24 protein-coding genes are annotated in these 24,873 nt (G+C 57.5%); 17 read left to right on the top strand and 7 right to left on the bottom strand.

Annotated elements, in window-relative coordinates; genetic code table 11:
- Nucleotides 1-4: 4 nt before the first annotated feature.
- Together QSK43_RS06265 and QSK43_RS06260 are read left to right on the top strand one after the other, a co-directional pair.
- Complete coding sequence (locus QSK43_RS06265) at nt 5-1,639, top strand: GMC family oxidoreductase (RefSeq protein ID WP_332302710.1); 1,635 nt, start codon at nt 5-7, stop codon at nt 1,637-1,639.
- 102 nt (nt 1,640-1,741) lie between these two features.
- Nucleotides 1,742-2,041: a hypothetical protein gene (locus QSK43_RS06260; protein WP_332302709.1), complete on the top strand. Its 300-nt coding sequence runs from the start codon at nt 1,742-1,744 to the stop codon at nt 2,039-2,041.
- A gap of 2 nt (nt 2,042-2,043) precedes the next feature.
- Here the strand turns inward: QSK43_RS06260 and QSK43_RS06255 are convergent, their stop codons facing one another.
- On the bottom strand, nt 2,044-2,943 hold the full coding sequence (locus QSK43_RS06255; protein WP_332302972.1) for a LysR family transcriptional regulator: 900 nt from the start codon (nt 2,941-2,943) through the stop codon (nt 2,044-2,046).
- Nucleotides 2,944-3,063: 120 nt separating this feature from the next.
- On the opposite strand from QSK43_RS06255, the gene QSK43_RS06250 reads away from it, so the two are divergent.
- The 10 genes from QSK43_RS06250 to QSK43_RS06205 all read left to right on the top strand — a co-directional run bounded on the left by QSK43_RS06250 (nt 3,064) and on the right by QSK43_RS06205 (nt 13,340).
- A complete protein-coding gene (locus tag QSK43_RS06250; RefSeq protein ID WP_332302708.1) occupies nt 3,064-3,996 on the top strand; it encodes a VOC family protein in 933 nt (310 codons plus the stop codon).
- A gap of 89 nt (nt 3,997-4,085) precedes the next feature.
- The gene (locus QSK43_RS06245; RefSeq protein WP_332302707.1) at nt 4,086-5,003 is read left to right on the top strand and encodes a LysR family transcriptional regulator; all 918 of its coding nucleotides are present in this window, start codon (nt 4,086-4,088) and stop codon (nt 5,001-5,003) included.
- 701 nt (nt 5,004-5,704) lie between these two features.
- Complete coding sequence (locus tag QSK43_RS06240) at nt 5,705-6,394, top strand: hydrolase (RefSeq protein ID WP_222007191.1); 690 nt, start codon at nt 5,705-5,707, stop codon at nt 6,392-6,394.
- 62 nt (nt 6,395-6,456) lie between these two features.
- Nucleotides 6,457-6,744 carry a XapX domain-containing protein gene (locus QSK43_RS06235; protein ID WP_332302706.1) on the top strand — a complete coding sequence of 96 codons (288 nt, stop codon included), beginning with the start codon at nt 6,457-6,459 and terminating at the stop codon, nt 6,742-6,744.
- Complete coding sequence (locus QSK43_RS06230) at nt 6,744-8,726, top strand: amidohydrolase (protein ID WP_332302705.1); 1,983 nt, start codon at nt 6,744-6,746, stop codon at nt 8,724-8,726. Before QSK43_RS06235 ends, QSK43_RS06230 begins: the two co-directional genes overlap by 1 nt.
- Before the next feature lie 172 nt (nt 8,727-8,898).
- Complete coding sequence (locus QSK43_RS06225; protein ID WP_332302704.1) at nt 8,899-9,342, top strand: DoxX family protein; 444 nt, start codon at nt 8,899-8,901, stop codon at nt 9,340-9,342.
- A complete protein-coding gene (locus tag QSK43_RS06220; RefSeq protein WP_332302703.1) occupies nt 9,339-10,937 on the top strand; it encodes an MFS transporter in 1,599 nt (532 codons plus the stop codon). Before QSK43_RS06225 ends, QSK43_RS06220 begins: the two co-directional genes overlap by 4 nt.
- A 173-nt stretch (nt 10,938-11,110) precedes the next feature.
- A complete protein-coding gene (locus QSK43_RS06215; protein ID WP_332302971.1) occupies nt 11,111-11,788 on the top strand; it encodes a YoaK family protein in 678 nt (225 codons plus the stop codon).
- Nucleotides 11,789-11,835: 47 nt separating this feature from the next.
- Complete coding sequence (locus QSK43_RS06210) at nt 11,836-12,300, top strand: DUF1622 domain-containing protein (protein WP_332302702.1); 465 nt, start codon at nt 11,836-11,838, stop codon at nt 12,298-12,300.
- Nucleotides 12,297-13,340 (top strand): LLM class flavin-dependent oxidoreductase, encoded by a 1,044-nt coding sequence (locus QSK43_RS06205; RefSeq protein ID WP_332302701.1) that lies wholly within the window; start codon nt 12,297-12,299, stop codon nt 13,338-13,340. The genes QSK43_RS06210 and QSK43_RS06205 overlap by 4 nt, the downstream gene beginning before the upstream one ends.
- Nucleotides 13,341-13,500: 160 nt before the next feature.
- Here the strand turns inward: QSK43_RS06205 and QSK43_RS06200 are convergent, their stop codons facing one another.
- Both QSK43_RS06200 and QSK43_RS06195 read right to left on the bottom strand, forming a co-directional pair.
- On the bottom strand, nt 13,501-13,716 hold the full coding sequence (locus tag QSK43_RS06200; RefSeq protein ID WP_332302700.1) for a DUF977 family protein: 216 nt from the start codon (nt 13,714-13,716) through the stop codon (nt 13,501-13,503).
- Between the two features lie 232 nt (nt 13,717-13,948).
- Entirely contained in the window at nt 13,949-14,752 is an 804-nt protein-coding gene (locus QSK43_RS06195) for an AraC family transcriptional regulator (RefSeq protein ID WP_332302699.1), read from the bottom strand.
- Nucleotides 14,753-14,826: 74 nt separating this feature from the next.
- Between QSK43_RS06195 and QSK43_RS06190 the strand changes: the two genes are divergently transcribed.
- Nucleotides 14,827-15,768, top strand: a complete 942-nt coding sequence (locus QSK43_RS06190) for an NmrA family NAD(P)-binding protein (protein ID WP_332302698.1) — start codon at nt 14,827-14,829, stop codon at nt 15,766-15,768.
- Nucleotides 15,769-15,961: 193 nt separating this feature from the next.
- Here the strand turns inward: QSK43_RS06190 and QSK43_RS06185 are convergent, their stop codons facing one another.
- From QSK43_RS06185 to QSK43_RS06175, 3 genes are read right to left on the bottom strand one after another with little or no spacing between them, the layout of a single operon-like run.
- Nucleotides 15,962-16,993, bottom strand: a complete 1,032-nt coding sequence (locus QSK43_RS06185; RefSeq protein ID WP_332302697.1) for an ankyrin repeat domain-containing protein — start codon at nt 16,991-16,993, stop codon at nt 15,962-15,964.
- Nucleotides 16,994-17,014: 21 nt separating this feature from the next.
- Nucleotides 17,015-18,019, bottom strand: a complete 1,005-nt coding sequence (locus tag QSK43_RS06180; protein ID WP_332302696.1) for an alpha/beta fold hydrolase — start codon at nt 18,017-18,019, stop codon at nt 17,015-17,017.
- Nucleotides 18,020-18,032: 13 nt separating this feature from the next.
- The gene (locus QSK43_RS06175; RefSeq protein ID WP_332302695.1) at nt 18,033-19,085 is read right to left on the bottom strand and encodes an NAD(P)-dependent oxidoreductase; all 1,053 of its coding nucleotides are present in this window, start codon (nt 19,083-19,085) and stop codon (nt 18,033-18,035) included.
- Nucleotides 19,086-19,145: 60 nt separating this feature from the next.
- Between QSK43_RS06175 and QSK43_RS06170 the strand changes: the two genes are divergently transcribed.
- Nucleotides 19,146-19,757 (top strand): TetR/AcrR family transcriptional regulator, encoded by a 612-nt coding sequence (locus tag QSK43_RS06170; RefSeq protein WP_332302694.1) that lies wholly within the window; start codon nt 19,146-19,148, stop codon nt 19,755-19,757.
- Nucleotides 19,758-20,043: 286 nt separating this feature from the next.
- Here QSK43_RS06170 and QSK43_RS06165 read toward each other — a convergent pair whose 3' ends face one another.
- Nucleotides 20,044-20,979: a sugar-binding transcriptional regulator gene (locus QSK43_RS06165; RefSeq protein WP_332302693.1), complete on the bottom strand. Its 936-nt coding sequence runs from the start codon at nt 20,977-20,979 to the stop codon at nt 20,044-20,046.
- A gap of 206 nt (nt 20,980-21,185) precedes the next feature.
- Here QSK43_RS06165 and QSK43_RS06160 point away from each other — a divergent pair, with 206 nt between their 5' ends.
- From QSK43_RS06160 to QSK43_RS06150, 3 genes are all read left to right on the top strand, one after another.
- Entirely contained in the window at nt 21,186-22,820 is a 1,635-nt protein-coding gene (locus QSK43_RS06160; protein ID WP_332302692.1) for an ABC transporter substrate-binding protein, read from the top strand.
- Nucleotides 22,821-22,891: 71 nt separating this feature from the next.
- A complete protein-coding gene (locus QSK43_RS06155; RefSeq protein ID WP_332302691.1) occupies nt 22,892-23,887 on the top strand; it encodes an ABC transporter ATP-binding protein in 996 nt (331 codons plus the stop codon).
- Complete coding sequence (locus tag QSK43_RS06150; RefSeq protein WP_332302690.1) at nt 23,884-24,870, top strand: ABC transporter ATP-binding protein; 987 nt, start codon at nt 23,884-23,886, stop codon at nt 24,868-24,870. The genes QSK43_RS06155 and QSK43_RS06150 overlap by 4 nt, the downstream gene beginning before the upstream one ends.
- Nucleotides 24,871-24,873 lie beyond the last annotated feature (3 nt).

Here is a 24,873-nt window from a genome sequence, read left to right as displayed (position 1 = left end):
GACAATGGCTAACACATCCTATGATGCGGACTTGATCGTCATCGGCTCCGGCGTCATGGGCGGCATCGTCGCCGCCAATCTCGCCAAGGCCGGCAAGAAGGTCATCGTTCTCGAAGCTGGTCCGCGCGTCAATCGCCGCGAGATCGTCGAGACCTACCGCAATGCGCCTGTAAAACTCTCACTGGCCAACGCCAAACTGCAAGGCGCCGGATCTCCGTTCCCGAGCCTACCCCATGCGCCGTCGACTTATGGCGACTACCTTCAATATGAAGGACCGGTGAAGTACAACACCTCCTATCTGCGCGTCGTCGGCGGGACGACTTGGCATTTCGGTTCGGCGCTATGGCGGATGATCCCGAACGATTTCAAAATCCAGACGCTTTACGGCCGCGGCCGTGACTGGCCGATCGGTTACGACGATCTCGAGCAGTATTACAACAAGGCTGAACTCGAACTCGGCGTGACCGGCACGGATGGGCAGGACGAAAGCGGACAGGGCGGTGGCCCAATGCCGCCGCGTTCCATGCCTTTCCCGATGAAGCAGCTGAACACCAGTTACATGTTCGATACGCTGGCGGAAAAGCTGGCGGTCGGCGGCTTCAATCCCGTGCTGGAACCGCATGGCCGTGCCTCGCGTCCCTATGGCAACCGCCCGGTCTGCGCCGGCAACAACAACTGCAATCCGGTCTGTCCGATCGGAGCCAAATATGACGGTTCGATGCATATCGATGAGGCCGAGCGTCACGGCGCCAGGCTGCTCGACAATTCGCCCGTCTACAAGATCGAAGCAGGCGACGACGGTAAGATCACGGCGATCTGGTATAAGAAGCCTGATAATTCCGAACACCGCTTGACCGCAAAATATTTCGTGCTGGCCGCATATGGCATCGAATCCGCGAAGCTACTTCTGATCTCGACTTCGGAAAAATATCCGAACGGCATTGCCAACTCGTCCGATCAGGTCGGCCGCAACCTCATGGACCATACCGGTATCAGCATGAACATGCTGACCAAGGAGGACATGTGGCCGGGCGAAGGCCCGACGGAATTGCTGGTTTATCTCAACCAGCGCGACGGCGAATTCCGCAAGGATTACCCGAGCTACAAGATTAAGGTGCGCAACACCGTGCCGACCGCGCAGATGACCGAGGGGTTTATCAAAAAGGGCATTCTTGGCTCCAAGCTGGATGAACAGATTCGCAAATATTCGGCCCGTTCGCTCAACTGGGCGATCGATTTCGAACCGCTGCCACTGGCCGAAAACCGGGTCACACCGTCGAAGACCAAGTTCGATGCGCTCGGCATCCCTGTTCCGGTCCTCTATTACAGCGTTACCGATTACTGGAATGCCGGCCGCGATCGTGGCCTGCAGGATCTCAACAAGATCGCCGAACTGCTGGATGCCGAAGTCCTGTCGACCGACGTCAAATGGCAGAACCGCCAGCATGTCATGGGCACGACGCGCATGGGCGACGACCCGACCGATTCGGTCGTCGACCACGATTGCCGCACGCATGACCATCCGAACATGTTCATCGCGGGCACCAGCGTGATGCCTTCCGCATCATGCATGAACCCGACCCTGACGGGTGCGGCACTCAGCGTTCGTATTGCAGAGCAGTTGATTAAGGAGCTTTGAAGCTCTTAAGCCGTGGTGGACGCTGCGACGGTGTCGTCTTGCAACTGGCACCCGCGCGTCGTCGTGATGATCTTCGGGCGCTCGTCAAACGCGAGATCAAATATGGAAGTCATTGACACGATCCGGTGGGTACAGGTCAAGACACCCCGCGGCGTGCGGAAAGCTCTGACGTTCTGGGCAAGCACGAAGCCCGCTGGACTGACGATGCCTTTGCCGTCGCAGAAGGCAGCAATGCTGATCGCCAACGCCTGCGGGGAGGGCGGATCCTTCTCCCAATATGTGCACAATACGATCGTCGATCTTCAAGCCGAAGGCATCCGCGACCAGAACCTCTGGAACCTGCATCGCTTGTCGCCGCCGAGATCACCGCAATGCAATGACCGCACTGGCGGGAATGCGTGACGTCAATCAAGCATCACCATCTGCGCCGCTACCTGTTCTTCGAAGAATTTCGAAAAGGAGGCGATGCGTGGAGGGAGCGCTTGGTAGGGCGGGTAATATAATGTCAGCCACAAATCGGGCGGCGCCCATCCTCTGAACACATGCACGAGCCGACCGGACCGCAAATGCTCCGAGATATGGAAGTTCGGCAGCATGGCGACGCCTGAGCCGTCGGCGGCCATATCGGCAAGCACCTCGCCACTATTGGCGCTGAAGGCGCGCCCTGCCGATATCGTCATGCTCGAACCGCCGTCCGAGAGCACCCAGTTCTCTCGCCGGCTTTCGCCGCTATAGGCGAGGCAATCGTCTGGCGTCAACTCGTTCGGATGCTGCATCTCGACAAACCGACTTCCCGGTGCCGCAACCAGAATGCGCGGCACGACGCGGATTTTCCTCCATATCGTGAACTTGTCCGATGGCTGAGACGAGATGCGGATCGCCAGATCGTAGTCATCATCAACGATATTCACCAGTCCGTCGGACAGTGATATCTCGAAGCCCATCTTCGGGTACCGCTCTTTGAAGCCGGAGAGGATCGGTGGTAGCACCGCCTTGCCAAACCACGTCGGCGCACTGATCCTGAGACGCCCTTCGTCGGCCTTGTGAGCGTTCATCACGTCGCGGCGCGCTTCTTCAAGCGTCTTCACGGCCGGTTGAATCTGGGCGGCGAAGATCGCACCGTCTGTTGTCAACGACACTTGCCGGGTCGTACGGACAAACAGCTGAACGCCGAGTTCGGCTTCAAGTGCCGCAATAGCCCTTGTGACTGCAGCCGGCGTCATGTCGAGTTCGCGGGCAACCTGGGCGAAATTTCGCTTTTCGGCCGCAAGAAGGAAGGTTCGCAGAGCTTTGTAATCGTTCATTGGGATTGTTTCAAAAAGAGCAACGCAGTCGAAATGAATATTGCAATTCTCTGGCGTGATCAATCGGCCTAGATATTCGTCAACAGCCAAACACTAACGGCGACATTGAAAGGCAAGGACATGATCAAGGATATCAACGGACTGCATCACGTAACCTCAATGGCTTCGGATGCGCGTCAGAACAATCGCTTCTTCACCGACACACTGGGCCTGCGTCGCGTCAAGCAGACCGTTAACTTCGATGACCCGAACGTCTACCACCTTTATTATGGTGACGAGAACGGCTCCGCAGGCACCGTCATGACCTACTTCCCGTTCCCAAGCATGATGCTGGGTCGTCCCGGTGTTGGTGAGGTCGGGGAAACGCAGTTCTCCGTGCCAAAGGGGGCATTGAAGTTCTGGCAGGATCGGTTTACCGCGCACGGTGTCGATGGCTTGAAAACTGACACCGTCTTTGGCGCCAACAGACTTCAATTCATGGGTCCGGACGGTGACAGTCTGGCGCTGATTGAATCTGCCGATGACAACCGCGCGGCATGGCTGGCGGACGACATTCCGGGCGATGCAGCTATCCGCGGTTTTGCCGGCGCCCGGTTCAGCTTGCACGATACTGCCGCGACAGAAGAGCTTCTGGGTTTCATGGGGTATCAACGCGCCGAGAAAGAAGGTGACGTGACCCGCTTTATCATTCCCAATGGAAACGGCGCCGATACGATTGATGTCGCAGCACTGCCGAAAACGTCGTTTGCCCGGCAGGGTGCCGGTTCGGTCCACCATATCGCCTTTGCCGTCGAAAACCGCGAAAAGCAACTCGAAGTTCGCAAGGCACTGATGGACACCGGTTATCAGGTTACGCCCGTCATTGACCGCGATTATTTCTGGGCAATCTACTTCCGCACACCAGGCGGCGTGTTGTTCGAGATTGCCACGAACGAGCCGGGGTTTGACCGGGACGAGGACACGGCACATCTGGGCGAGGCGCTTAAGCTGCCGAGCCGGTATGAAGCATTCCGGGACCAGATCCAGGCAAATCTCGAGCCGCTGACTGCCTAACAACCCCCCCGCTCAATGGTGTCGGTGGCAACTGATCGGTAGCTGACCCCAAGACATTCGCGTGCATAAACTTCTATGGAGAAATGCCAATGGATCAATTGGGAGCAATCAGAGCCTTTGTTCGCGTCGTCGAGGCCGGATCCTTTGCAAAGGCTGCAGGCACGATGGGTGCGCCACGGTCCACCGTGAGCAAGCTTGTCCAGGATCTTGAGGCAAGCTTGAGCCTCAAATTGCTGGAACGAACGACACGTTCACTCACGGTGACACCCGAGGGCGTTGCTTACTACGAGCGCGCCCTCCGCCTGATCGCCGATTTCGATGAAATGAACAACGAGGCGACCCGCGGGCGCCTTGCCACCAGGGGAAAACTTCGTGTTGACGTAGGAGGGACCTTCGCCAATACGATTCTGATCCCTCGGTTGCCGGAGTTTTACGCGCTCTATCCAGAGATCGAGTTGCACCTTGGTGTGACAGAGCGTCAGGCCGACATCGTTGAAGAGGGAATAGATTGCGTCATTCGTGCCGGAGATCTGCCCAGCGCATCTCTTGTTGCGAAGAAACTATGCAGCGTCGAGATAGTCACCTGCGCCACCCCGGCGTACCTCGAAAAATACGGCGTGCCAGCTTCGCCATCGGATCTGCAGCGTGATCATGTTTTCGTTCAGTACTTTTTCGCACGCAGCCTGAAGGCCGCACCAGTGCGATTGATGAATGGTGACGAGAAAATAGAAATCTATAGCCCCATCAAGCTATCCACCAGTGATGCGACTGCGCATTTGCATGGAATATTAGCAGGGCTGGGTATTGGACAGACATTTGAATTCCTGGCGCGCGCCCATATCGCTCGCGGTGCACTGGTCCCCATCCTGAAGGATTGGGCGCCACCACGATATCCTGTTCACATAGTCAGACCAGCGGGCCGGTTTCCGAGCGTTAAGTATCGGGTATTTGCAGACTGGGTTGCGGGCGTCTTTTCTGCCTACGATGAGGGCACCGCCCCGTCCTGATAGCTTTATCCATATCCATGGATAGTTACTCCACAACGACGGGCTTCTCCAATTTCTCCTTTGAAGATATTTCCCACGGCTGATGTGAGCCGGTGGCTCTGTCCCGCACGGGAACGGGCTGTGACAGGCTCGGCTTCTGGATCGCACGAACCACCTGCAATTGGAAACAACGGTTGTTTAGATCAAGTAGAAGGCGATGTGATCACGGTATTGGCCGCCAATGCCGCAGTTCCAACCATCTTGTCATCTCAATACTCCACGGCCGACTGTCAGACATTTCGCGGCTCACACCGCTCGACTGCCGTTCACGGGCGGTGCCGCGCAGATCGCTTCCGCCGAAGAGCGAAATCAGGGTCGCTGCGGACTTTTTTAAGACCGGTTCTCCGAATGGAATTTCCTTCAGAAATTTTCGGACGAGTGGTCGCGTATCGCAGCCCCGTGCGAAGCCCACAGCTCAGCCGGACCGAGAAGTTATTATTGCGATAATAGCAATTCATTCGCAATTAATATTGCAATTCTGCGGAGTCGCAAGTCGCGCTACCTTTCCTTTCAGCAGCCGAGGCAGCAAGCGAACGAAAGCATCGGTTTCAACCTCCCAACGGTCTGGAAGCCGTGTCCCAGGGCACGGCATCCGTCCGAAAGGTCCTGCTCATTCATAACCAGCCGCATTCGCGGTCCAAAACAACCGAAGAGGAATTGACATGTCCAAGCTTGAAGTTCTGACCCCCGCCAACAGCCAGCTCATTTTCATCGATCAGCAGCCGCAGATGGCATTCGGCGTTCAGTCGATCGACCGCCAGACCCTGAAGAACAACGTTGTTGGCTTGGCCAAGGCTGCCAGGATTTTCAACGTGCCAACCACGATTACCACGGTTGAGACCGAGAGCTTCTCCGGCAACACCTTCCCCGAACTTTTGGCCGTCTATCCGCAGAATGACATCCTCGAACGCACCTCGATGAACTCCTGGGATGATCAAAACGTACGCGATGCGCTGGCAAAGAATGCTGCCAACGGCCGGAAGAAGATTGTCGTCTCCGGTCTGTGGACCGAAGTCTGCAACACGACCTTTGCACTCTCTGCTTTGCATGACGTTCCGGAGTACGAAATCTACATGGTCGCCGATGCTTCCGGCGGCACCTCTTCCGATGCGCACAAATATGCAATGGACCGCATGGTGCAGGCTGGCGTCATACCCGTCACCTGGCAGCAGGTGTTGCTCGAATGGCAGCGCGACTGGGCTCGCAAGGAAACCTACGATGCGGTCACCACGCTGGTGAAGGAGCATTCCGGCGCTTACGGCATGGGCATCGATTACGCAGTCACCCACGTCCACGGCGGTGCCGAACGCGTCAGCCATGGCAAGCGCATCGGTCCGAACCCCGCGAAGTAAGCCAGATCAACCGCTCCGGTGACGCATCGGAGCGGTTGTCCGTTTTAACGAGGATGACTCTCATGAAAATCTATCTTCTGTCTCTTGGCGCGGGTCTGCTGGTCGGCATCGTCTACAGCCTGCTCAACGTGCGTTCGCCTGCTCCGCCCGTTATCGCGCTTGTCGGCCTGCTCGGCATTCTCGTCGGTGAGCAGATCATCCCGCTCGCCAAATCGCTCTGGAGCAAGGAGCCGGCAGCTGTTTCCTGGCTCCATCAGGTGAAGCCGCACATGTTCGGTCACATGCCGAAGGGCGGAAATTCTCCGGAGATTGCCCATCGCTCGCAAACCAATTTGGAGGAGCGGAGCTGATGACGACGCGCCGAACCTTCCTTGGAGCGGCCTCGAGCCTGGCGTTTTCGAACCTCTTCTCAAAGGCCAATGCCGCCGATCCCAACCAGACCGGAATAGACACCATGCACCCAGACCTGATCCTCCATAACGGTCGCTTCACGACCCTTGACCGCACCAATCCAAACGCGACCGCGGTCGCCATCAAGGATGGACTGTTTCTTGAAGTCGGCTCAGACAGCGAGGTCATGTCCCTTGCTGGTTCCAACACCAGGATCGTCGATCTCAAGGGCAAGCGCGTCCTGCCCGGCCTGATCGATAACCATACGCACGTCGTGCGTGGTGGGCTAAACTACAATATGGAATTGCGCTGGGACGGCGTGCGCTCGCTGGCAGATGCAATGGACATGCTCAAGCGCCAGGTGGCGATAACACCAGCCCCGCAATGGGTGCGTGTTGTCGGCGGCTTCACCGAACACCAGTTTGCGGAGAAGCGTCTGCCGACGATTGAGGAGATCAACGCGGTCGCGCCAGATACCCCAGTATTTCTGCTGCACCTCTATGACCGCGCGCTCTTGAACGGCGCTGCACTCCGCGCCGTCGGTTACACCCGCGATACGCCCAATCCACCCGGTGGCGAGATCACCCGTGATGCCAACGGCAATCCGACTGGCCTGTTGCTGGCCAAGCCTAATGCCGGCATTCTCTATTCCACCCTTGCCAAGGGGCCCAAACTACCTCTCGATTACCAGGTCAACTCCACCCGCCATTTCATGCGCGAGCTCAATCGTCTTGGCGTGACGGGTGTGATCGATGCAGGCGGTGGCTTCCAGAACTACCCTGATGACTACGAGGTTATTCAAAAACTCTCTGACGAGAACCAGATGACCGTGCGTCTGGCCTATAATCTCTTCACTCAGAAGCCCAAGGAAGAAAAGCAGGACTTTCTCAACTGGACGTCTTCGGTCAAATACAAACAGGGCAACGACTATTTCCGTCATAACGGTGCCGGCGAAATGCTGGTCTTCTCCGCAGCGGACTTTGAGGACTTTCGCCAGCCACGTCCGGAAATGGCGCAGGAAATGGAAGGCGAACTCGAAGAAGTGGTGCGTGTGCTGGCCGAAAACCGGTGGCCATGGCGCCTTCACGCCACGTATGACGAGACAATCTCCCGTTCCCTTGATGTATTCGAGAAGGTCAACAAGGACATTCCACTTGAAGGTTTGAACTGGTTCTTCGACCATGCCGAAACCATCTCCGATCGCTCGATCGACCGCATCGCAGCCCTTGGTGGCGGCATCGCGACCCAGCATCGCATGGCCTATCAGGGCGAATATTTCGTCGAGCGATATGGCCAAGGCGTTGCCGAAGCCACCCCCCCGATCCGCAAGATGCTCGACAAGGGCGTCAACGTTTCCGCCGGCACGGATGCGACCCGCGTCGCCTCCTATAATCCCTGGGTGTCGCTGTCCTGGATGGTGACCGGCAAGACGGTTGGTGGTATGCAGCTCTATCCCCGTGCCAACTGCCTCGATCGCGAGACGGCTCTGCGGATGTGGACTGAAAAAGTCACGTGGTTTTCGAATGAAGAAGGCAAGAAGGGCCGCATCGAGAAAGGCCAGTTCGCTGACCTTGTCGTTCCCGATAAGGACTTCTTCTCCTGCGCCGAGGACGAAATCTCTTTCCTGGTATCGGAGCTGACCATGGTCGGCGGCAAGATTGTCTATGGAGCGGGGGACTTCAAAGCGCTTGACGAGAACGACGTGCCCCCGGCGATGCCCGACTGGTCCCCAGTGCGCAAGTTCGGCGGGTATGCCGCATGGGGCGAGCCGGAAGGTGCTGGCGCGCGTTCTCTACGGCGCACGGCAATCTCGACCTGTGGCTGCGCGAGTGATTGCGGCGTACATGGTCATGACCATGCAGGAGCCTGGACATCCAAACTGCCCATCGCCGACCTCAAGGGTTTCTTCGGCGCTCTTGGCTGCTCTTGCTGGGCAGTCTGATGCTGTCTTCGCTTGGGCGGCGGCTGTTCGCCCAAGCGATCGATCTTATAATTGCAATATTGGCAATTAAATCGAAACTATTGCTGCAATTGTTGGCGGAGCGATCACCAGCCAATATCGCTCCATCAAACGCGGCCGCTCGGTCACGTCAGCGACCAAAAAGGAGCAGGATATGACCTACCAATCCCCTATATCGAATTCGGCCTTGAGCGGACTTGCACGTTTCGTCGGCTCTCCCATTACGAGAACTGTATCGCTGCTTGCTCTCTGCGCTGCCTACATCCAGGGTCCGCTCACCAAGATTTTCGATTTCAATGGCGCGCTTGCCGAGATGAATCATTTCGGTCTGCACCCTGCCGCTCTCTTTGCCGTCGTCGTCATCGTGTTCGAGCTTACGGCCTCCGCGATGGTGGTCTCGGGCTTCCTGCGCTGGGCAGGCGCACTCGCACTTGCAGGCTTTACGCTTCTCGCAACGCTCATCGCTCTCCGTTTCTGGGAAATGGCGCCCGGCATGGACCGCATGATGGCAACCAACGCGTTCTTCGAACACATCGGTCTGGCCGGCGCATTCGTCTTCGTAGCAGCGGCCGACCTTGCAAAGGGAGCGGGCAAATGAGCGCCGCGAAAACATCCGGGGGCACTTTTGCTCCTCTCGCACAGCCCGTCTTCGCGGTCCTGTGGATTGCAACGGTTCTCGGCAATACCGGAAGCTTCATGCGCGATGTCGCAAGCTCATGGCTGATGACGGACCTCTCGGCATCGCCTGCTGCAGTCGCCATGGTTCAGGCGGCCGGAACATTGCCGATCTTCCTGCTTGCGATCCCTGCGGGCGTTCTCACCGACATTCTGGATCGCCGCAAGTTCCTGATTGCGGTCCAGCTCCTGCTGGCCTCCGTGAGTATCTCGCTGATGGTTCTGTCCCAGACGGGAATGCTCTCTGTCAGCGCACTGATCGGCCTTACCTTCCTCGGCGGTATTGGCGCTGCGCTGATGGGGCCGACCTGGCAGGCGATCGTGCCGGAACTGGTAAAGCGTGAGGACGTGAAAAGCGCAGTGGCGCTCAATTCGCTCGGCATAAATATTGCTCGTTCTATTGGCCCTGCTGCCGGCGGTCTGCTTCTCGCAGCCTTCGGTGCAGGCATTACCTATGGCGCGGACGTCGCAAGTTATGTCTTCGTGATCGCTGCGCTGGTTTGGTGGCCGCGGGCCAAGAACGCCAACGATGCGCTGCAGGAAAACTTCTTCGGCGCATTCAGAGCCGGGCTTCGCTACACAAGGTCCAGCCGGCCGTTGCATGTCGTTCTTCTGCGGGCAGCGATCTTCTTCGCCTTTGCCAGTGCAGTATGGGCTCTTCTTCCGCTGGTTGCCCGACAACTGCTGGGTGGTGATGCCAGCTTCTACGGTATTCTGCTTGGTGCGGTCGGTGCCGGTGCGATCGGTGGAGCATTGGTCATGCCGAAGCTGCGTGAACGCCTGAGCTCGGATGGTCTGCTTCTTGGCGCAGCGTTGATCACCGCAGTCGTCATGGGTGTCCTTTCGCTCGCCCCGCCGAAGATCGTCGCGATTATCGCTCTTCTGTTCCTCGGTGGTGCTTGGATCACCGCCCTGACGACCCTGAACGGGGCAGCCCAGGCTGTTCTGCCCAACTGGGTGCGTGGGCGTGGCCTTGCTGTCTATCTGACCGTATTCAACGGAGCCATGACGGCGGGCAGCCTCGGCTGGGGTGCTGTGGGCGAAGCCGTTGGAATTCAGACGACATTGCTTATCGGGGCAGCTGGCTTGCTCGTTGCGGGCTTCATCATGCACCGCGTAAAGCTTCCTGCTGGTGACGTCGACATGGTGCCGTCCAACCACTGGCCGGAACCGCTGGTCGCCGAGCCTGTTGCTCATGACCGTGGTCCTGTCCTGATACTTATCGAGTACAAGGTCGAGAAAGAGCATCGTTCTGCCTTCCTGCGTGCTCTCGACCACCTGTCTCACGAACGCCGCCGCGATGGCGCCTATGGGTGGGGTGTGACCGAAGACTCCGCAGATCCGGAAAAGATCGTCGAGTGGTTCATGGTGGAATCCTGGGCTGAGCACCTTCGCCAGCACAAGCGGGTTTCCAACGCCGATGCCGACCTGCAGGGAAAGGTTCTGACCTACCATGTTGGCCCGGACAAACCCGTCGTTCGTCACTTCCTGACGATCAATCGGCCAAGGGTGGCTTGAGCAAGCGCAAAGGATGGGGCGGCCTCGGCTGCCCCTGCCATTATGTCATCCAGCGCAACGAACTCCGAACAATTGATGCAATTGTGAGCGGGCCGTTTCCGTTGCAGAATCAGCTCACGCCGCGAGACAGACGATCGCCGCAGCACCAACACTCATTGAATCGAGTCACCACTGTGAAACATCCTTCACTTCCAACGCTCCTCAGCTTCAACGGCGGTTATGTTGATACCTTGGGGTTTCTGTCGCTCTCGGGTCTGTTCACCGCGCATGTCACAGGTAACTTCGTCACCCTGGGCGCGACGATGGCACACGGACTGGATGGAGCATGGTCCAAGCTTCTGGCGCTGCCGATGTTCTGTGCGATCGTGTTCCTGTCCCGGCTCGCCTGCCTGATGCTGCAAGGTCGCAATCGCTCGCCAATCCGCCCGATGTTGGTCGTCAAGTTGATGCTACTGACCGCAGTCGCAGCAATGGCGTTTATCTATGGTCCTTTCAATGGTGATAACAGCACGATCACACTCGTGGTTGCTCTGGCCATGGTTTCCGCGATGGCGATCCAGAACGGCCTGCACAAGGCTCACCTCGCGAAGGCGCCACCATCAACACTGATGACTGGAACGACGACGCAGATCATGCTCGATCTGGCTGACATTCTGGCTAGCCCGAAATCCGATGAGATCGCCGCCGCGAGGGCACGGGTGAAGAAGATGGGCGCCGCCGTGATCACGTTTGCCGTCGGCTGCGGGGCCGGTGCTGCAGGCTTCATGCTTGCTCCGGTGGTCGCGTTCAGCCTGCCGGCAATCCTCGCGCTCATCGCTTTGTTCGCAAGCAGTGCGACCGCCGAGTCTTGACTGTGAAAAGCATGAACACTGAACCGTTGCTATGAAAGGAAATTCAGATGGACATCAGCCACGAAGCCGACGGTCTTTCAAGTCTGATCGCTCCAGTCCTCAAGCCGCTTGCGATCGGCCTTGAGTTCTTCGGTGTCGGCGTGATCCTGGTGGGTGTCTTTATCGCGACGATCCTCTATGGGCGCGATCTCTTCTCCGTCGGTGGCCGGGAAGCATATGAGCGTTACCGCGCCAATCTTGGTCGCGGAATACTGCTGGGCCTCGAGATCCTGATCGGTGCGGACATTATCGCCACGATCATCTCGCCGCTGACCTTGGAAAGCGTGGGTCTTCTGGGGCTCATCGTTCTAATCAGAACTTTCCTGAGCTTCTCTCTGGAAGCCGAGATCGACGGCCAGTGGCCATGGACGAAAAGCTCGGTGCCGGCCCCCCACAGGCCCATTCTTCATCGTCTTTGCTGCCTGATGGGCACTGACATCCCTTCATTGCATTCGATCGGAAACAGACCATGACAAAAGCTCTCGAATTCGGCCTCGATACATTCGGCGACGTGACCACCGGCGTCGATGGAGAACTCCTCCCCCAGCCGCAGGTGATCCGCAACGTCGTCGAGGAGGCGGTTCTTGCCGACCGGCTGGGGATCGATTTCTTCGGAGTGGGAGAGCACCACCGGAGGGACTTCGCTGTGTCCGCTCCTGAAGTAGTCCTGGCTGCCATCGCAGCGCGCACCAGTCGGGTCCGGCTCGGTTCGGCAGTGACCGTCCTAAGTTCGGACGACCCCATCCGCGTATTCCAGCGGTTTTCCACGATCGATGCGATTTCGAACGGACGCGCTGAAGTTATCCTTGGTCGCGGGTCTTTCATCGAGTCCTTTCCGCTGTTCGGGTACGATCTCTCGAACTACGAAGAACTGTTCGAACAGAAGCTCGACCTGTTTTCGGAAGTCGCATCCAAGAAGGTCGTCAATTTTCGAGGGGAATGGCGTGCGCCACTGGAAGATCAGCACATATATCCGCCGATCGCCGAAGGACGGCTCAAGACCTGGATCGGTGTCGGCGGCAGCCCGGAATCGGTTATCCGTGCTGTGCGTTACGACATGAACCTGATGCTGGCCATCATCGGTGGGGATCCCGCCCGTTTCGCGCCGTATGTCGAACTCTACAAAAAGGCATCCAAGCAAGCCGGGCAGACGGCAGGCGATGTCGGCGTGCACTCGCCGGGATATGTTGCCGAGACCGATGAACAGGCCCGCCGCGACCTCTTTCCTCATTTCAAGAAAATCCGGGATCGGCTCGGGAAGGAGCGCGGGTGGCCGCCGGTAACAGAGAAGGATTTCGAGAACGAGATCGAACATGGTTCGCTTTACGCCGGCTCGCCGCAGACTGTTGCCGACAAGATTGCCAAAACTGTTGCGACGCTCGGGATTTCTCGTTTTCAGATGAAATATTCGGCTGGCCCGCTAGAGCATGAGAAACTCATGCGGAGTATCGAGCTATTTGGCTCTAGCGTCATTCCATTGGTCCACGATCACCGCGTAAAAGCCCCACGCTGATTGGCGAGTAAATAAACGTTCTAGAAACGCAGGATTGTCAGGATTATTGGACCGTTGAAACATAGTCATTGAATTTACGGGGCTCCAGCTTTGGAGGGTTGACGGTTCGAATCTAATCAAGAGCATAAAACTTATTCAAATGGGCCTGACATCAGATTCATCAGGAAAGACCGTACCAGGCGCCGCCGCCGGCACCGTGCAAGACGAGGTGCCCTTGATCCACGAGTGCCTTGAGATGATCCTTGATGGTGTGACGGCTTGTATGGGTAATCCGTGCAGCCTCCGCGACCGTGATCCGCCCGTGCTCGCGCGCCAACTCGAGCAATGTGACAGATAATTCCGGCATGTCGGCGAGGATGATACGCTCGCGCTCCATTTTCTTCTCAAGCCGGGTCTGCGGCCTTTGAGCGGATAGCTGATAGTCCCATGAGAACGATGCGGTCGAAACCAATGCACTCGACGGACTTCCGGAAAGTGCCGTTAGCGGCGATACGTTGTATTTGGTGTGTCCGTTCAGTGAATGATCAGCACAAGCTAGTCGGCCCATTGTAGTCACGGCACGTGCCGCAAAGGCCGACCAGTCTTGCTAAATTCGGCTACTCGGAAAATCAACTCGCGAAGTAGCGGGCCGGTGTTGTTCCCAATGCCTTCTTGAACATGACGATAAAGGCGGTGGCGGATTCGTATCCCAAGTCGCTCGACACCCTCTGCACCGTCGCGCCGCTGGCCAGTTCGCGCAACGCGATGACCAGGTGCAGTTGTCGCCGCCATCGGCCGAAGGTCAGTCCCGTTTCCTGGACCATCAGCCGCTTCAAGGATCGCTCACTCATGGCGACGTGTGCCGCCCAATCCACGAGCGTGCGACGATCGCTCGGCTCCGCCATCAGTGCAGCGGTGATCGCGGCGATTTTGGGATGGCTGGACGCGGGTAAGTCCAGCCCCTGTATCGGCATTTGCGCGAGTTCGTCCAGCAAGACCCGCACCATACGGCCGACATGGTCGTCCGGAGCATAATTGACCGGTACATCCGCCAGTCGGAGGATCATCTCGCGGAGCATCGGCGACACAGACAAAGTGCAGCACTCCCACGGCAGCGTCGCGGCACCTGGTTGAACGAACAGATAGGACAGGCGTGCGTTGGACGTGACCTGGTTGCTGTGCGGCACGCCGCCTGGTATCCAGACTCCGCAGTCTGGTGGGACAATCCAGATGCCATTTTCCGTCCTGCAGGTGACGGCCCCGTGCAGGGCCAAAATGAGCTGCCCTTCCTTGTGCCGGTGCTGGGGCACTTCAGCCTCATAGTCACTGAAGTCGAGGTGAACGGCGAAGGCCAGACGATCCGACTGGTCGAGATCAACGTCGTCGTAGCAGGAACGCAGCAGTTTCGCGGATTGGCCCGATTTAGAGATCATTTGGCATTATCTCCAAATTCGTGCGGACTGCAATAGTCTACCATCGGGCGATCAACAATCGAATGGAGACTGTCATGCGAATTTCTGTCGTCGGCGCAACGGGACGAATTGGCGCCAAGCTGACCCGGACCCTGCTGAGGGCCGGGCATCAGGTCAGAGCGTTGTCGAGAGGTGGCCCAGCATTGGACGCACTGGTCGCGCTCGGAGCAGAGCCATTTCTGGGAAGCTTTGACACAGGAGCGGGGGACCTTGACCAATTTTTCCAGGGTGCCGATGCCGCGTTCCTGATGGTGAAGACCGATTGGAACAACATTGAGGGACACTACCCTGCTGTTGCCCAGCGCTTCGTCGATGCGCTCGAAAAATCCCCCGTCAAACTGGCCGTAAGCCTGACGGCCATGGGTTCGGGCGTGAAGGGGACAACGGGTCATTTCGAGTCCTTCCACCGTCTGGACGAAAAGCTCAACGAACTCGGCCGTATCGATCTGGTCCACCTGCGCGCCGCGTGGTTCATGGAAAATGTGGCGGCGTGGACGGGGCCGGTTGCCAAATACGGTCGAATTGCCTGGCTCTGCAAACCTGATTTGAAGATGCCATGGGTGGCGACCGATGACATCGCATGGCTGGCAGCGAAGGAACTGACCAATCCGACGGGCAGACACCGCGTCTATCGCGAAGTAGGCTCTGAAGATGTCTCGATGAACGAACTGGCCGCGATCATTGGCAAGGAGATCGGCAGGCCGGTGGAGTATCGATATATCGAGACGACCCGCAAAGACGTGGAAGCTGAATTTCTGGCGCGGTTCGGGACGCTGGCGAAATGGCAGGACGACACCCAGAGTGCCGACGCTTTGAACAATGGCATCGTAAGGTTCGATGGGGAGCATGAGGATCGTCCGAAATTGCCCACGACGATGGAGGCGTTCATTGGTGACGTTTGGAAGCCGCGTTACCTGGAGGCGGTCAGAGCGGGAGACGAACGCGAGACGTTTTCCATGTGGACCGCCAGGGACTAGCTGGTTGTCAGGCTAGATTTTTGATCCCCCCGAGCAATCTCGGGTCCTTACTGGATGCTACCGCAAATTGTTAAGTTGCGGTAGCTATATGACCGCGATGCGCAGCATCGCCATCAAACCGAGATAGCACCACGGCGCTACGGATCAGTCTTCATCTTCGATAGCAGCGCCCGTATAAGATCAACGAGTTAAGTCAGAGGACTTCTGGTTGGGATCCAGCCTGCTGACTGTCGCTGCTCAGGATTTTAACGATCCGGTCATAGCCGTAGAGAGTAGCGAGGCTTAATGGTGTCAGGCCCGAATGAGTTTTCAGATCACGGCGAGCACCGGCGCGTACCAGGGACGCAACGGCATCCACGTATCCATGCCACACAGCATCGTGCAAAGCGGTCAGACCATTGTAAGGACCCTGCGCATCAAGCTCAACCTGTGTGTCCCCCTGCTTTGTTGATGAGGTCAGAATATCGATGTGATCCGCCTTTCCGAAATAGGCAGCATCGTGAAGTGGCGAACCGCGCATGAGGCCGATCGTACGGCGAGGATCTGCTCCAGCATCCAGCAATACACGCACTATTTCGGCATGACCTTCGCGAACTGCGAGACCGAGAGGCGTATAGTCGTCATCGAACGTCCCGGTTATTGGCACCCGAACCTCAAAATCAGCGCCATCTGCAACCAGCCGCTTCACCTCCTCAACATTTCCGGCCTTGACTGATGATACGATCGATAAGCTGGCAATGTACTTTTCATCGGCCTGATCTCGTTCCTCAATAAGCGTTGCGATTGCTTTCAGGCCGTCATGCCTGGCGATTTCGAGCGCTGTCTGTTGCCAATGATTCCGTATGGTAGTCCGAGCGCGCCGAGACAGCAAAATCCGCACGACAGCTTCGTGCTTGTGGAGCACGGCGTCCATCAAAGCGGTGTTACCAAGAACTGGCGATTGCTGATCGATGAAGGCACCGTGGTCGAGGAGGATCCCGATTACGTCGGCGCGGCCGGACTGTGCTGCCTTGTGGATTGCCGTTGCTCCCATTCGAGGCTCCGCCGCCAGCACGTCCGCCCCGGCAGTGAGGAGCAAAGCAACAGCTTGTGCCTGCCCAAGCGCAGACGCGATCATCAACGGCGTGAGACCATCGGGGCCTCTAGCATTAACGTTCGCCCCGGCGTCGATGGCTTCTTTGACCGAAGCAAGATCGCCTGTACGAATAGCGTGAGAAAGTATCATGGTCCTATGTTCCCTGATCGATTAGACAGTTGCTGAAACGGCGGCATTCAGGCCGTCCAGGAATTTGATGATTTCGGTATTCACGCGTTCGCGGGCCTCATGATGAGGCCAGTGGCCTACACCTTCCAGGCGCACGACATCGACGAGCCCGGGCGCTGTCTCGCGCATCTCTTCCACGGTCGGCGGGACCGGGTGGAACAGTCGACACAACCCGTCTGCATCGCCCCAGATATAAAGCGATGGCTGCTTGATAAGCACATCTTTGTAGGCAGCGAGATGCTCAAACGTCGCCTGTACGCCACGGTACTGGTTCAGACCGCCTCGGAATCCTGTTCGTTGGAACGTTTCGATGTTGTGCTTCACATAGGCTGGATCGGCCCAGCCGGGCAGCGCTTCAGGGGCGGGGCGAAACATATTCCGCTTTGCGTCGATGGGGTCCCAACCGGTTCCTTCGTCGGGCTCGCCCGAGAGCCAATAAAGTGCACTTGGAATAGTCTTGCTCGCATCACGGATCCGGTCCTCCGTCTCCGGCTTCATCATGTCGAAAGCATAATAGAGATCGCCGAGACCGCGGCTCCGTAGTAAGTCCCATGTACTCAACTCGCCACGCGGCAGGAAAGGGATGCCGAGCGTTATGATCCCGTTGAAACGATCTGGTCGCATGACCATTGCCCGTTGCCCGTGGTCCGCGCCCCAATCATGGGATACGATTGTTGCGGTAGGTACCTGCAATGCATCAAGTATGCCAATCAGGTCGCCAACAATTAAAGCTCCGCTGTAAAGTGCTGGGTCGTCCGGGGAATAGCTGTCGCCAAAACCCCTCATGTCGAGCGCGATCGCGCGGTACCCGTTTTCTGCGACAACTTGCATCTGGCTACGCCACGTTTCGACCGTGTCCGGAAAGCCGTGCAAGAAAAGCACGACTGGACCACGGCCCTGCTCAACGACATGGAAAGAGGCACCATTTGCCTCAATTTGCGAATGATGTACGGGATGATCCGCGGCGGCTTCATGAGGATGGTTCATTTTCTGCTCCAGGTTATGCTTGATCTGAGCCTTGCGGCGCGTGTTGAATCGGCTCCAGTTCCATGACTTCACCACCTGAGGCGCGAAGCCGATCAAAGTATGTGGCGTGGTCGATGAGCTGGGCCGGGAAGTAGAGGCCCGGTCGGGGCGTATCGCCCGCGAGACCAGCCAGGCGTTCAAGAACGAGCGCGACACCCAAACCCGTTAGCGGCATCTGCCCACCGGGGTGAACGATCGCGTGACGTTTCCGAAGCTGCTGCCCGGCGTGATCCAGGCCCGAAAGGTGGATAATGATTTCAGTCGATACCGGTCCGCCATTCCGGCGGGCGGAGCTCATTCCAATAGCCAGGTCGAATCGGATATCAGGTGCGCCGGTTGCGTTTGCCAACAACAGGACGTCGTTCGGCGAAAACACGTTCGCGTCCAACTCAGTGCCGTCGATTGCACGAACCTTGGACCTGGTTTCGTCGCCACGGCACCACCGCCAAACGCCAGCCCTTCTCATCAGCGCGGCGGCACCCGCTTGCATCTGGCGCTCAAGGTCTGCATTTGCCGCAGGTCCGAACGCGTCCTGTTCGTCGAGCACTGCCTCGATGTGAATTTTTTCCAGACGATCAAATTCTTGGGCAAACAAGAGTGACGGTACGCTTGTTGCACCAACAAGCCATTCTGTACCGAGGACAACGGGCGCGGCGGCAGGTTTCTGCATGAATGTCGCAGTTTCCAGGCCAAGTTCGCAGATGCTTGGTGAGATGTTGATGTGCCCGGCGCCCTTTTGCTGGGCCCAGCGGAGAGTTGCACCCGTTTCATCGGTAAAAAGCGTTGCGACCGCCGAGACACGTTGCTCGCCTAGCCCTAAGTCAGAGGCAGTGAGGTCCACTACTACCGCAGACGCGCCATCGACGGCTGCGGCTGCTCGTATCGCGCGTTGTTCGTCCCGACCGCCAATGAGGATTGGCACATAAGGATGTTGGTCACGCAAGAAGCGTGTAGCCCAGCGTCCGACCTCACCGGCTCCGCCGATAATCAATATTGGGTCGTGCAGACTTCCGGAAGCTTGTAACATTGCGACACCTATGTTTTACTAATACCTACACATGGTAGGTTACTAAAAGTAGGTAAGCAAGTGGAAAAGCCAAAAGTCGCTGTCGACAACAGGACTGCAGGTCGTCTTTCGAAGCCCGAGCGGCGTCAGCAACTGCTGGAGACGGCGCGCCTGATCGTTCGGGAGGAAGGTGCTGATCGGCTGACGCTAGGTCATCTGGCAGCGCGTGCGGGCGTTTCCAAACCTGTGACTTACGAGCATTTCGAGACTAGAACGGGTCTTTTGATTGACCTCTATCGTTGGATCGACACCGAACGCATTGCCGCGTTTCGCACGCTTATGGCTCAGGAAAATCGACCGGCGAAAGAGACTATATTGGCTTTGGCTAAAACCTATCTGGCCTGCGGAACCGACCAGGGTGACGAATTTCATGCCGTCGGCGCGGCACTTGCAGGAAGCGAGGAAAAAGCTTCCGTGTACAAAGAGTTAGTCGAGGCGGTGATCGAGATGTTCGTGGCAGTTCTACGGCCTCACTCAAACTTTCGGCTAGAAACGCTGGCATTGACCTGCGCGGCATTGGTTGCGGCGGGAGACGCGTTGACAAGCGCTGTTACACGGGGGAGCTGCTCCGCTTCTGAGGCAGAGGAAGTGTTGTCGAATCTCATTGGAGCTGTGGCCCAGGGTAAAGCGTAAGTAGATGTGCCGCTCCATACGGCTGGGAGATAGCCGGGTTGAGCATCCGCTGCCGAACTCTTCGGACGTATTTATACGAGAAAAGCCCAGCGCTGGCTCCCCATGATGTCGACCTTCATAGAGCCGTCTTACAGGACCGATTGGATGGGGAAGAAAGAAGAGTGCCGATGGTTCGAATCCTTTCACGGCATACATTTAGACTAACACCATACGATGCCCATTTGCTGCGTACCTGCTTAGAATGATGACCCGCTGTGCAGTTCAGTCCCATCGCCATTCACTCAAGTCAACGATCAAGCAAATAATGGGCATTATCCGCATCCGTGACCAATGTTGTTGCAAGGCCCGCAACGATGCAGCTTTTTAAAATTTTATTCTTATGGTCGCCTCCGGACGCTATTATGCGCGTCGGAATCTTTCGATAGTGTTCGATCGACGGTGAGATGACTTGTCGATTGAGTGGGTGATCAATCTCCCGTCCAGCTTCGTCCAGATAACGACCCAGTAGATCACCAACCGCTCCCGAGGCGGTCAGGTCCGCGATGTCCGTTCCGGTCGGCAGACCATATCTCACCTGCAATGATTCCGGCGAAACGTCGCCGACGCTGAGGATAGACACATCCACTGCAGTCGCTTCGGCCAACAAGCTTTCGAAGGTCGGTTGGGCGAAAATTGTGTCCCGTGAGGTAGGGCTGTCGGCGTAGATCGGTGCCGCCAGATAATGACATTCGGCGTTCATGATCTTGGCGAAGCGGCGCACGATTTCAAACGTATTGATTTCCGAGCCGCGTGTCAGGCCGCCCATCATCGAGCGAACCTTGATTTCAGGTGCATTTACCGGGGCCATATGGTGCACGGTTTCCCGCAGTGTTGCACCCCAGCCAACACCCAGTGAGGTTGGTTCGCGGGCCTGGATCAGTCGCTCGAGAAACATCGCAGCAGCGCGGCCGATCACGGTTGCCATCTGGCATTTGTCCGAAGGCGTTGGAACAATGACGACATCCGTCAGGCCGAAGCGATTTCGCAACTCGGCCTCCAGTTCGATATTTTCCGTCAGTGGAGAGTTGAAGCTGATCTTTACGATCCCCTGATCAACAGCTGCTGCCAGAAGTTCGTTGACCCTGCGCCGGGTTAACAACATACGCTCCGCGATCTGGGCCTGCGTTAGTCCTTCTACGTGGTAAAGCCACGAAGCCCGTACCATGCTCTGCTGATAAGGCATATGCACCTCCTCCCCAAATGTCACAACAGCGTTACATTTGTAACCTAGAGGTAATCGAAGTCGAGAGGCTGGTAAAGTCACTTCAGATAGCCGCCGCTCTACGGAAAGATCGACTGTCAAATTTAACGGAACCACACGTGGGGCCTTGGGGCGCTGCGCATTCGTCCGCGCGTCCGTATCGTCCTTTGTTTCTACAGGAGAGATTCATGCTTTCTATCAACCGCCGCCATGCACTGGGGTTAATGTCGGCTGCAGCAGGCAGCATTATCTTGCCGCGTATGTCGTCTAGCCAGGGCGCCCGTCCTTCGGTGACGATCGCCGTCCAGAAGATCACCAACAACAACACGCTGGACATCTGGAATGAGCAGTCGAATGTAGGTGAGCGCGTCTTCTTTCCCAATCTTTGGGAAGGTCTGATCAATCGCAACTGGATGGGCGATCAGGGACCGGTGCCCGGACTGGCGACAGAGTGGAAGCGCATCGACGATAAGACACTTGAGCTGAAACTGCGCCAAGGTGTCAAGTTCCACAATGGCGACGAGCTAACCGCCGAAGACGTCGCGTTTTCATTCTCCAAGGAACGCATTTTCGGCAATACGGAGCCGAAGGGCGGCAAGACTATTTTCGAGGATGACAACAAGCCTGCGACGGGCAAGGAACTGCCAGCGATCGTTCCGGGCGTCGCACGTCGCCTCTGGCCAGCTCTGGCGGGTGTTGAAGTCGTTGATAAATATACAGTTCGTTTCCACAATGCGACGCCGGATGTAACGCTTGAAGGTCGTCTCTATTCCTTCGGTAGCCAGATAACCAGCCGTCGCTCCTGGGAAGAGGCCAGAACCTATATTGACTGGGCTCGAAAGCCAGTGACGACCGGCCCGTACATGGTCGGTGACTACAAGCCAGACGTTTCGCTGACGCTCGTTGCCTTTGACGAATATTGGGGTGGCCGTCCGCCATTGCAGCAGATCCGTTTCGTCGAAGTTCCAGAAGTTGCCTCCCGCGTCAATGGTTTGCTGTCAGGCGAATATGATTTCGCATGCGATCTTCCGCCTGACCAGATCTCTGCCGTCCAAGCCGTACCGGGTCTCGAAGTCCAGAATTCAACCATCTGGAACCACCGCATTTCCACTTTCAACACCCAGAATCCGATCCTGAACAACGCGCTCGTTCGCCGCGCAATGACGCACTCGATTGATCGGCAGGCTATCGTTGACGCGCTTTGGGCTGGCCAGACCGTCGTCCCTGCAGGGCTGCAATTTGAGTCCTTCAAGAGCACCAACATGTTCGTTGATGGCTGGGCGGCACCCGAATACAATCCTGAGCTAGCTCAGAAACTGCTCAAGGAAGCGGGTTACAAGGGTGATCCTATCCCTTATCGACTGCTCAACAACTACTACACCAACCAGACTGCCAATGCGCAGATCATGGTCGAGATGTGGAAGCAGGTTGGCCTCAACGTTGAGATTCAGATGAAGGAAAACTGGGCTCAGATCCACGATCCTGAAGGCGTCAAAGGCGTTCGCGACTGGTCTGCTGGCAACTCGATCAACGATCCGATCACGCCTTTGGTCGCGCAGTTCGGTCCCAATGGCGAAGCCCAGCAGAAAAAGGACTGGACTAACGAAGAGATGAACACGCTCTCCGTCGTCATGGAAACATCCACTGACCGCAATCTGCGCAAGAAGGCAATCACCCGCATGCTGGAAATATGCGAACGCGAAGACCCGGCCTATCAGGTTCTGCACCAGAACGCCGTCTTCACTGGCATGAAGTCTTCGCTGAAGTGGAAGGCTGCACCTGCATTCGCAATGGATTTTCGTACATCCAACTGGAACGCCTGATCATTCGATCCTTTTGCGCCGGCCGTCTCTGCGGCCGGCGTCTTTTGTTGTAGAAATGGAGATGAGCTCCGATGGCTTCCAATCTCGTGGAACTGCGCGGCCTGAAGGTCGCTTTTGATGGCGTTCAGGTGCTGCACGGTATCGATCTCGATGTTGCTCGCGGCGAGGCAATTGGCCTTGTGGGCGAATCCGGTTGCGGTAAATCGGTCACCTGGCTTGCGGCGCTCGGTCTTCTTCCGGGCAAAGCGACAGTCACCGGTTCGGTGAAAATCGACGGCAAGGAAATCCTGGGCGCTCCGCGTTCTGTTCTGGAAAGTGTGCGCGGCAAACGTATCGCGATGATATTTCAGGATCCGTCCAGCTCACTGAACCCCGTTCTGCGGGTGGGCAGGCAGATCACCGAGACGCTCGCCATCCATCGCAGGTTGATGGGCGAGACCGCCAGGACAGAGGCGTTGCGTCTTCTTGATATGGTCGGCATTCCCGATGCCCGCAATCGATTTGATCTTTTTCCTCACGAATTTTCCGGCGGCCAATGTCAGCGCCTGATGATTGCAATGGCGCTTGCTGGTGAACCGGACCTTCTGGTGGCCGACGAGCCGACCACGGCACTCGATGCCACCATCCAGGCGCAAATTCTTGATCTGCTGATCGCGCTTCGGGCCGAGACCGGCATGGCGACCATCTTCATCAGCCATGACCTCGGTGCCGTCAGTCAGGTGTGCGAACGCGCCTGCGTCATGTATGCCGGGCGCATCGTGGAGCAGGGGACGATCGCGACTCTGTTCGACAATCCGCAACACCCCTACACGCGTGGTCTGTTCGATGCCATTCCCCGCTTGGATGGCCCCCGCGAGCGATTGATCCCCATTCCCGGGACAGTGCCGCACCCGCGCGATCTGCCGCACGGCTGTGCCTTTTCTCCGCGTTGTTCGCATGTGGCGGTGGACTGTCGGACCCGTCAGCCTGATCTACGCGCCTTGGAAGATCGCCGCCTTCTCTCCTGCCATCACCCCATTGGCTTCAAAGCAGTTTCCGAAGTCGGTGTTCTGGAGGCCGTGACGTGACAGCGTCTCTTCTCGAAGCGAAGGGCCTCGTCAGGACCTATGAAGTTCGTCAGGGCGTGTTCGGAAAAGCTGCGCCAGTGCGTGCGGTCGATGGCGTCGACTTAAACGTCATGTCGGGTGAAACGCTTGGCATCGTCGGCGAATCCGGCTCCGGCAAATCGACGCTTGGCCGCATGCTTCTCGGGATCGATCCGCCGCAATTGGGACAGGCCTTTTTCGAGGGCAAACCGATGCCGAACCTCGGCACGCCGGAATGGCGTGCACTTCGCGCAAAGATGCAGCTTGTCTTTCAAGACCCACTGGCGGCTCTCGACCGGCGGCTGACCATTGCTGAACAGATCGGTGAACCACTCGTTATTCACAATCTCGTTCCCAAGGAGCATCGGGCAACCCGCGTTGCCGAACTGATGTCCGCGGTGGGCTTGAGACCGGATCAGGCTGGCTGCTATCCGCATGAGCTGTCGGGCGGCCAGCGTCAGCGTGTCGTCATTGCCCGTGCACTGGCCTCGCGTCCCAAGCTGCTGGTCTGTGACGAGCCTGTGTCGGCGCTCGACGTGTCGATCCAGGCGCAGGTGGTCAATATGCTGCGCGACATGCAAGAAAAGAACCACATTGCGATGGTCTTCATCAGCCATGACCTGAAGGTGGTCCGCAACATCGCAGACCGCGTGGCCGTCATGTATCTGGGCCGCATTGTCGAAGAGGCCTCATCCGAGGTCATCTTCGCGACACCGCTGCATCCCTACACGAAGGCTCTGGTTTCCAGTGTGCCGGTGCCGGGCAAGCCGCTCCAGGGGCGTGTAATCTTGCAAGGAGAGCCACCGAACCCGGCCAATCGCCCATCTGGCTGCGCCTTCCATCCGCGCTGCCCGGTGGCTGTCGATCTCTGCCGCACGAGCGTTCCGGCACTACGGCAGGTCTCTGGTGGCCGCACCGCTGCCTGCCACCTGGTGCCCGGTGTCGATCAGCCGGTTGCGGCGTAAGGA

It is taken from the genome of Rhizobium sp. GR12 (genome assembly GCF_036596185.1).
Lineage (GTDB): Bacteria > Pseudomonadota > Alphaproteobacteria > Rhizobiales > Rhizobiaceae > Agrobacterium > Agrobacterium nepotum.
The sequence above is the reverse complement of the archived record's forward strand: the minus strand, read 5'-3'. Positions and strand labels throughout refer to the sequence as shown.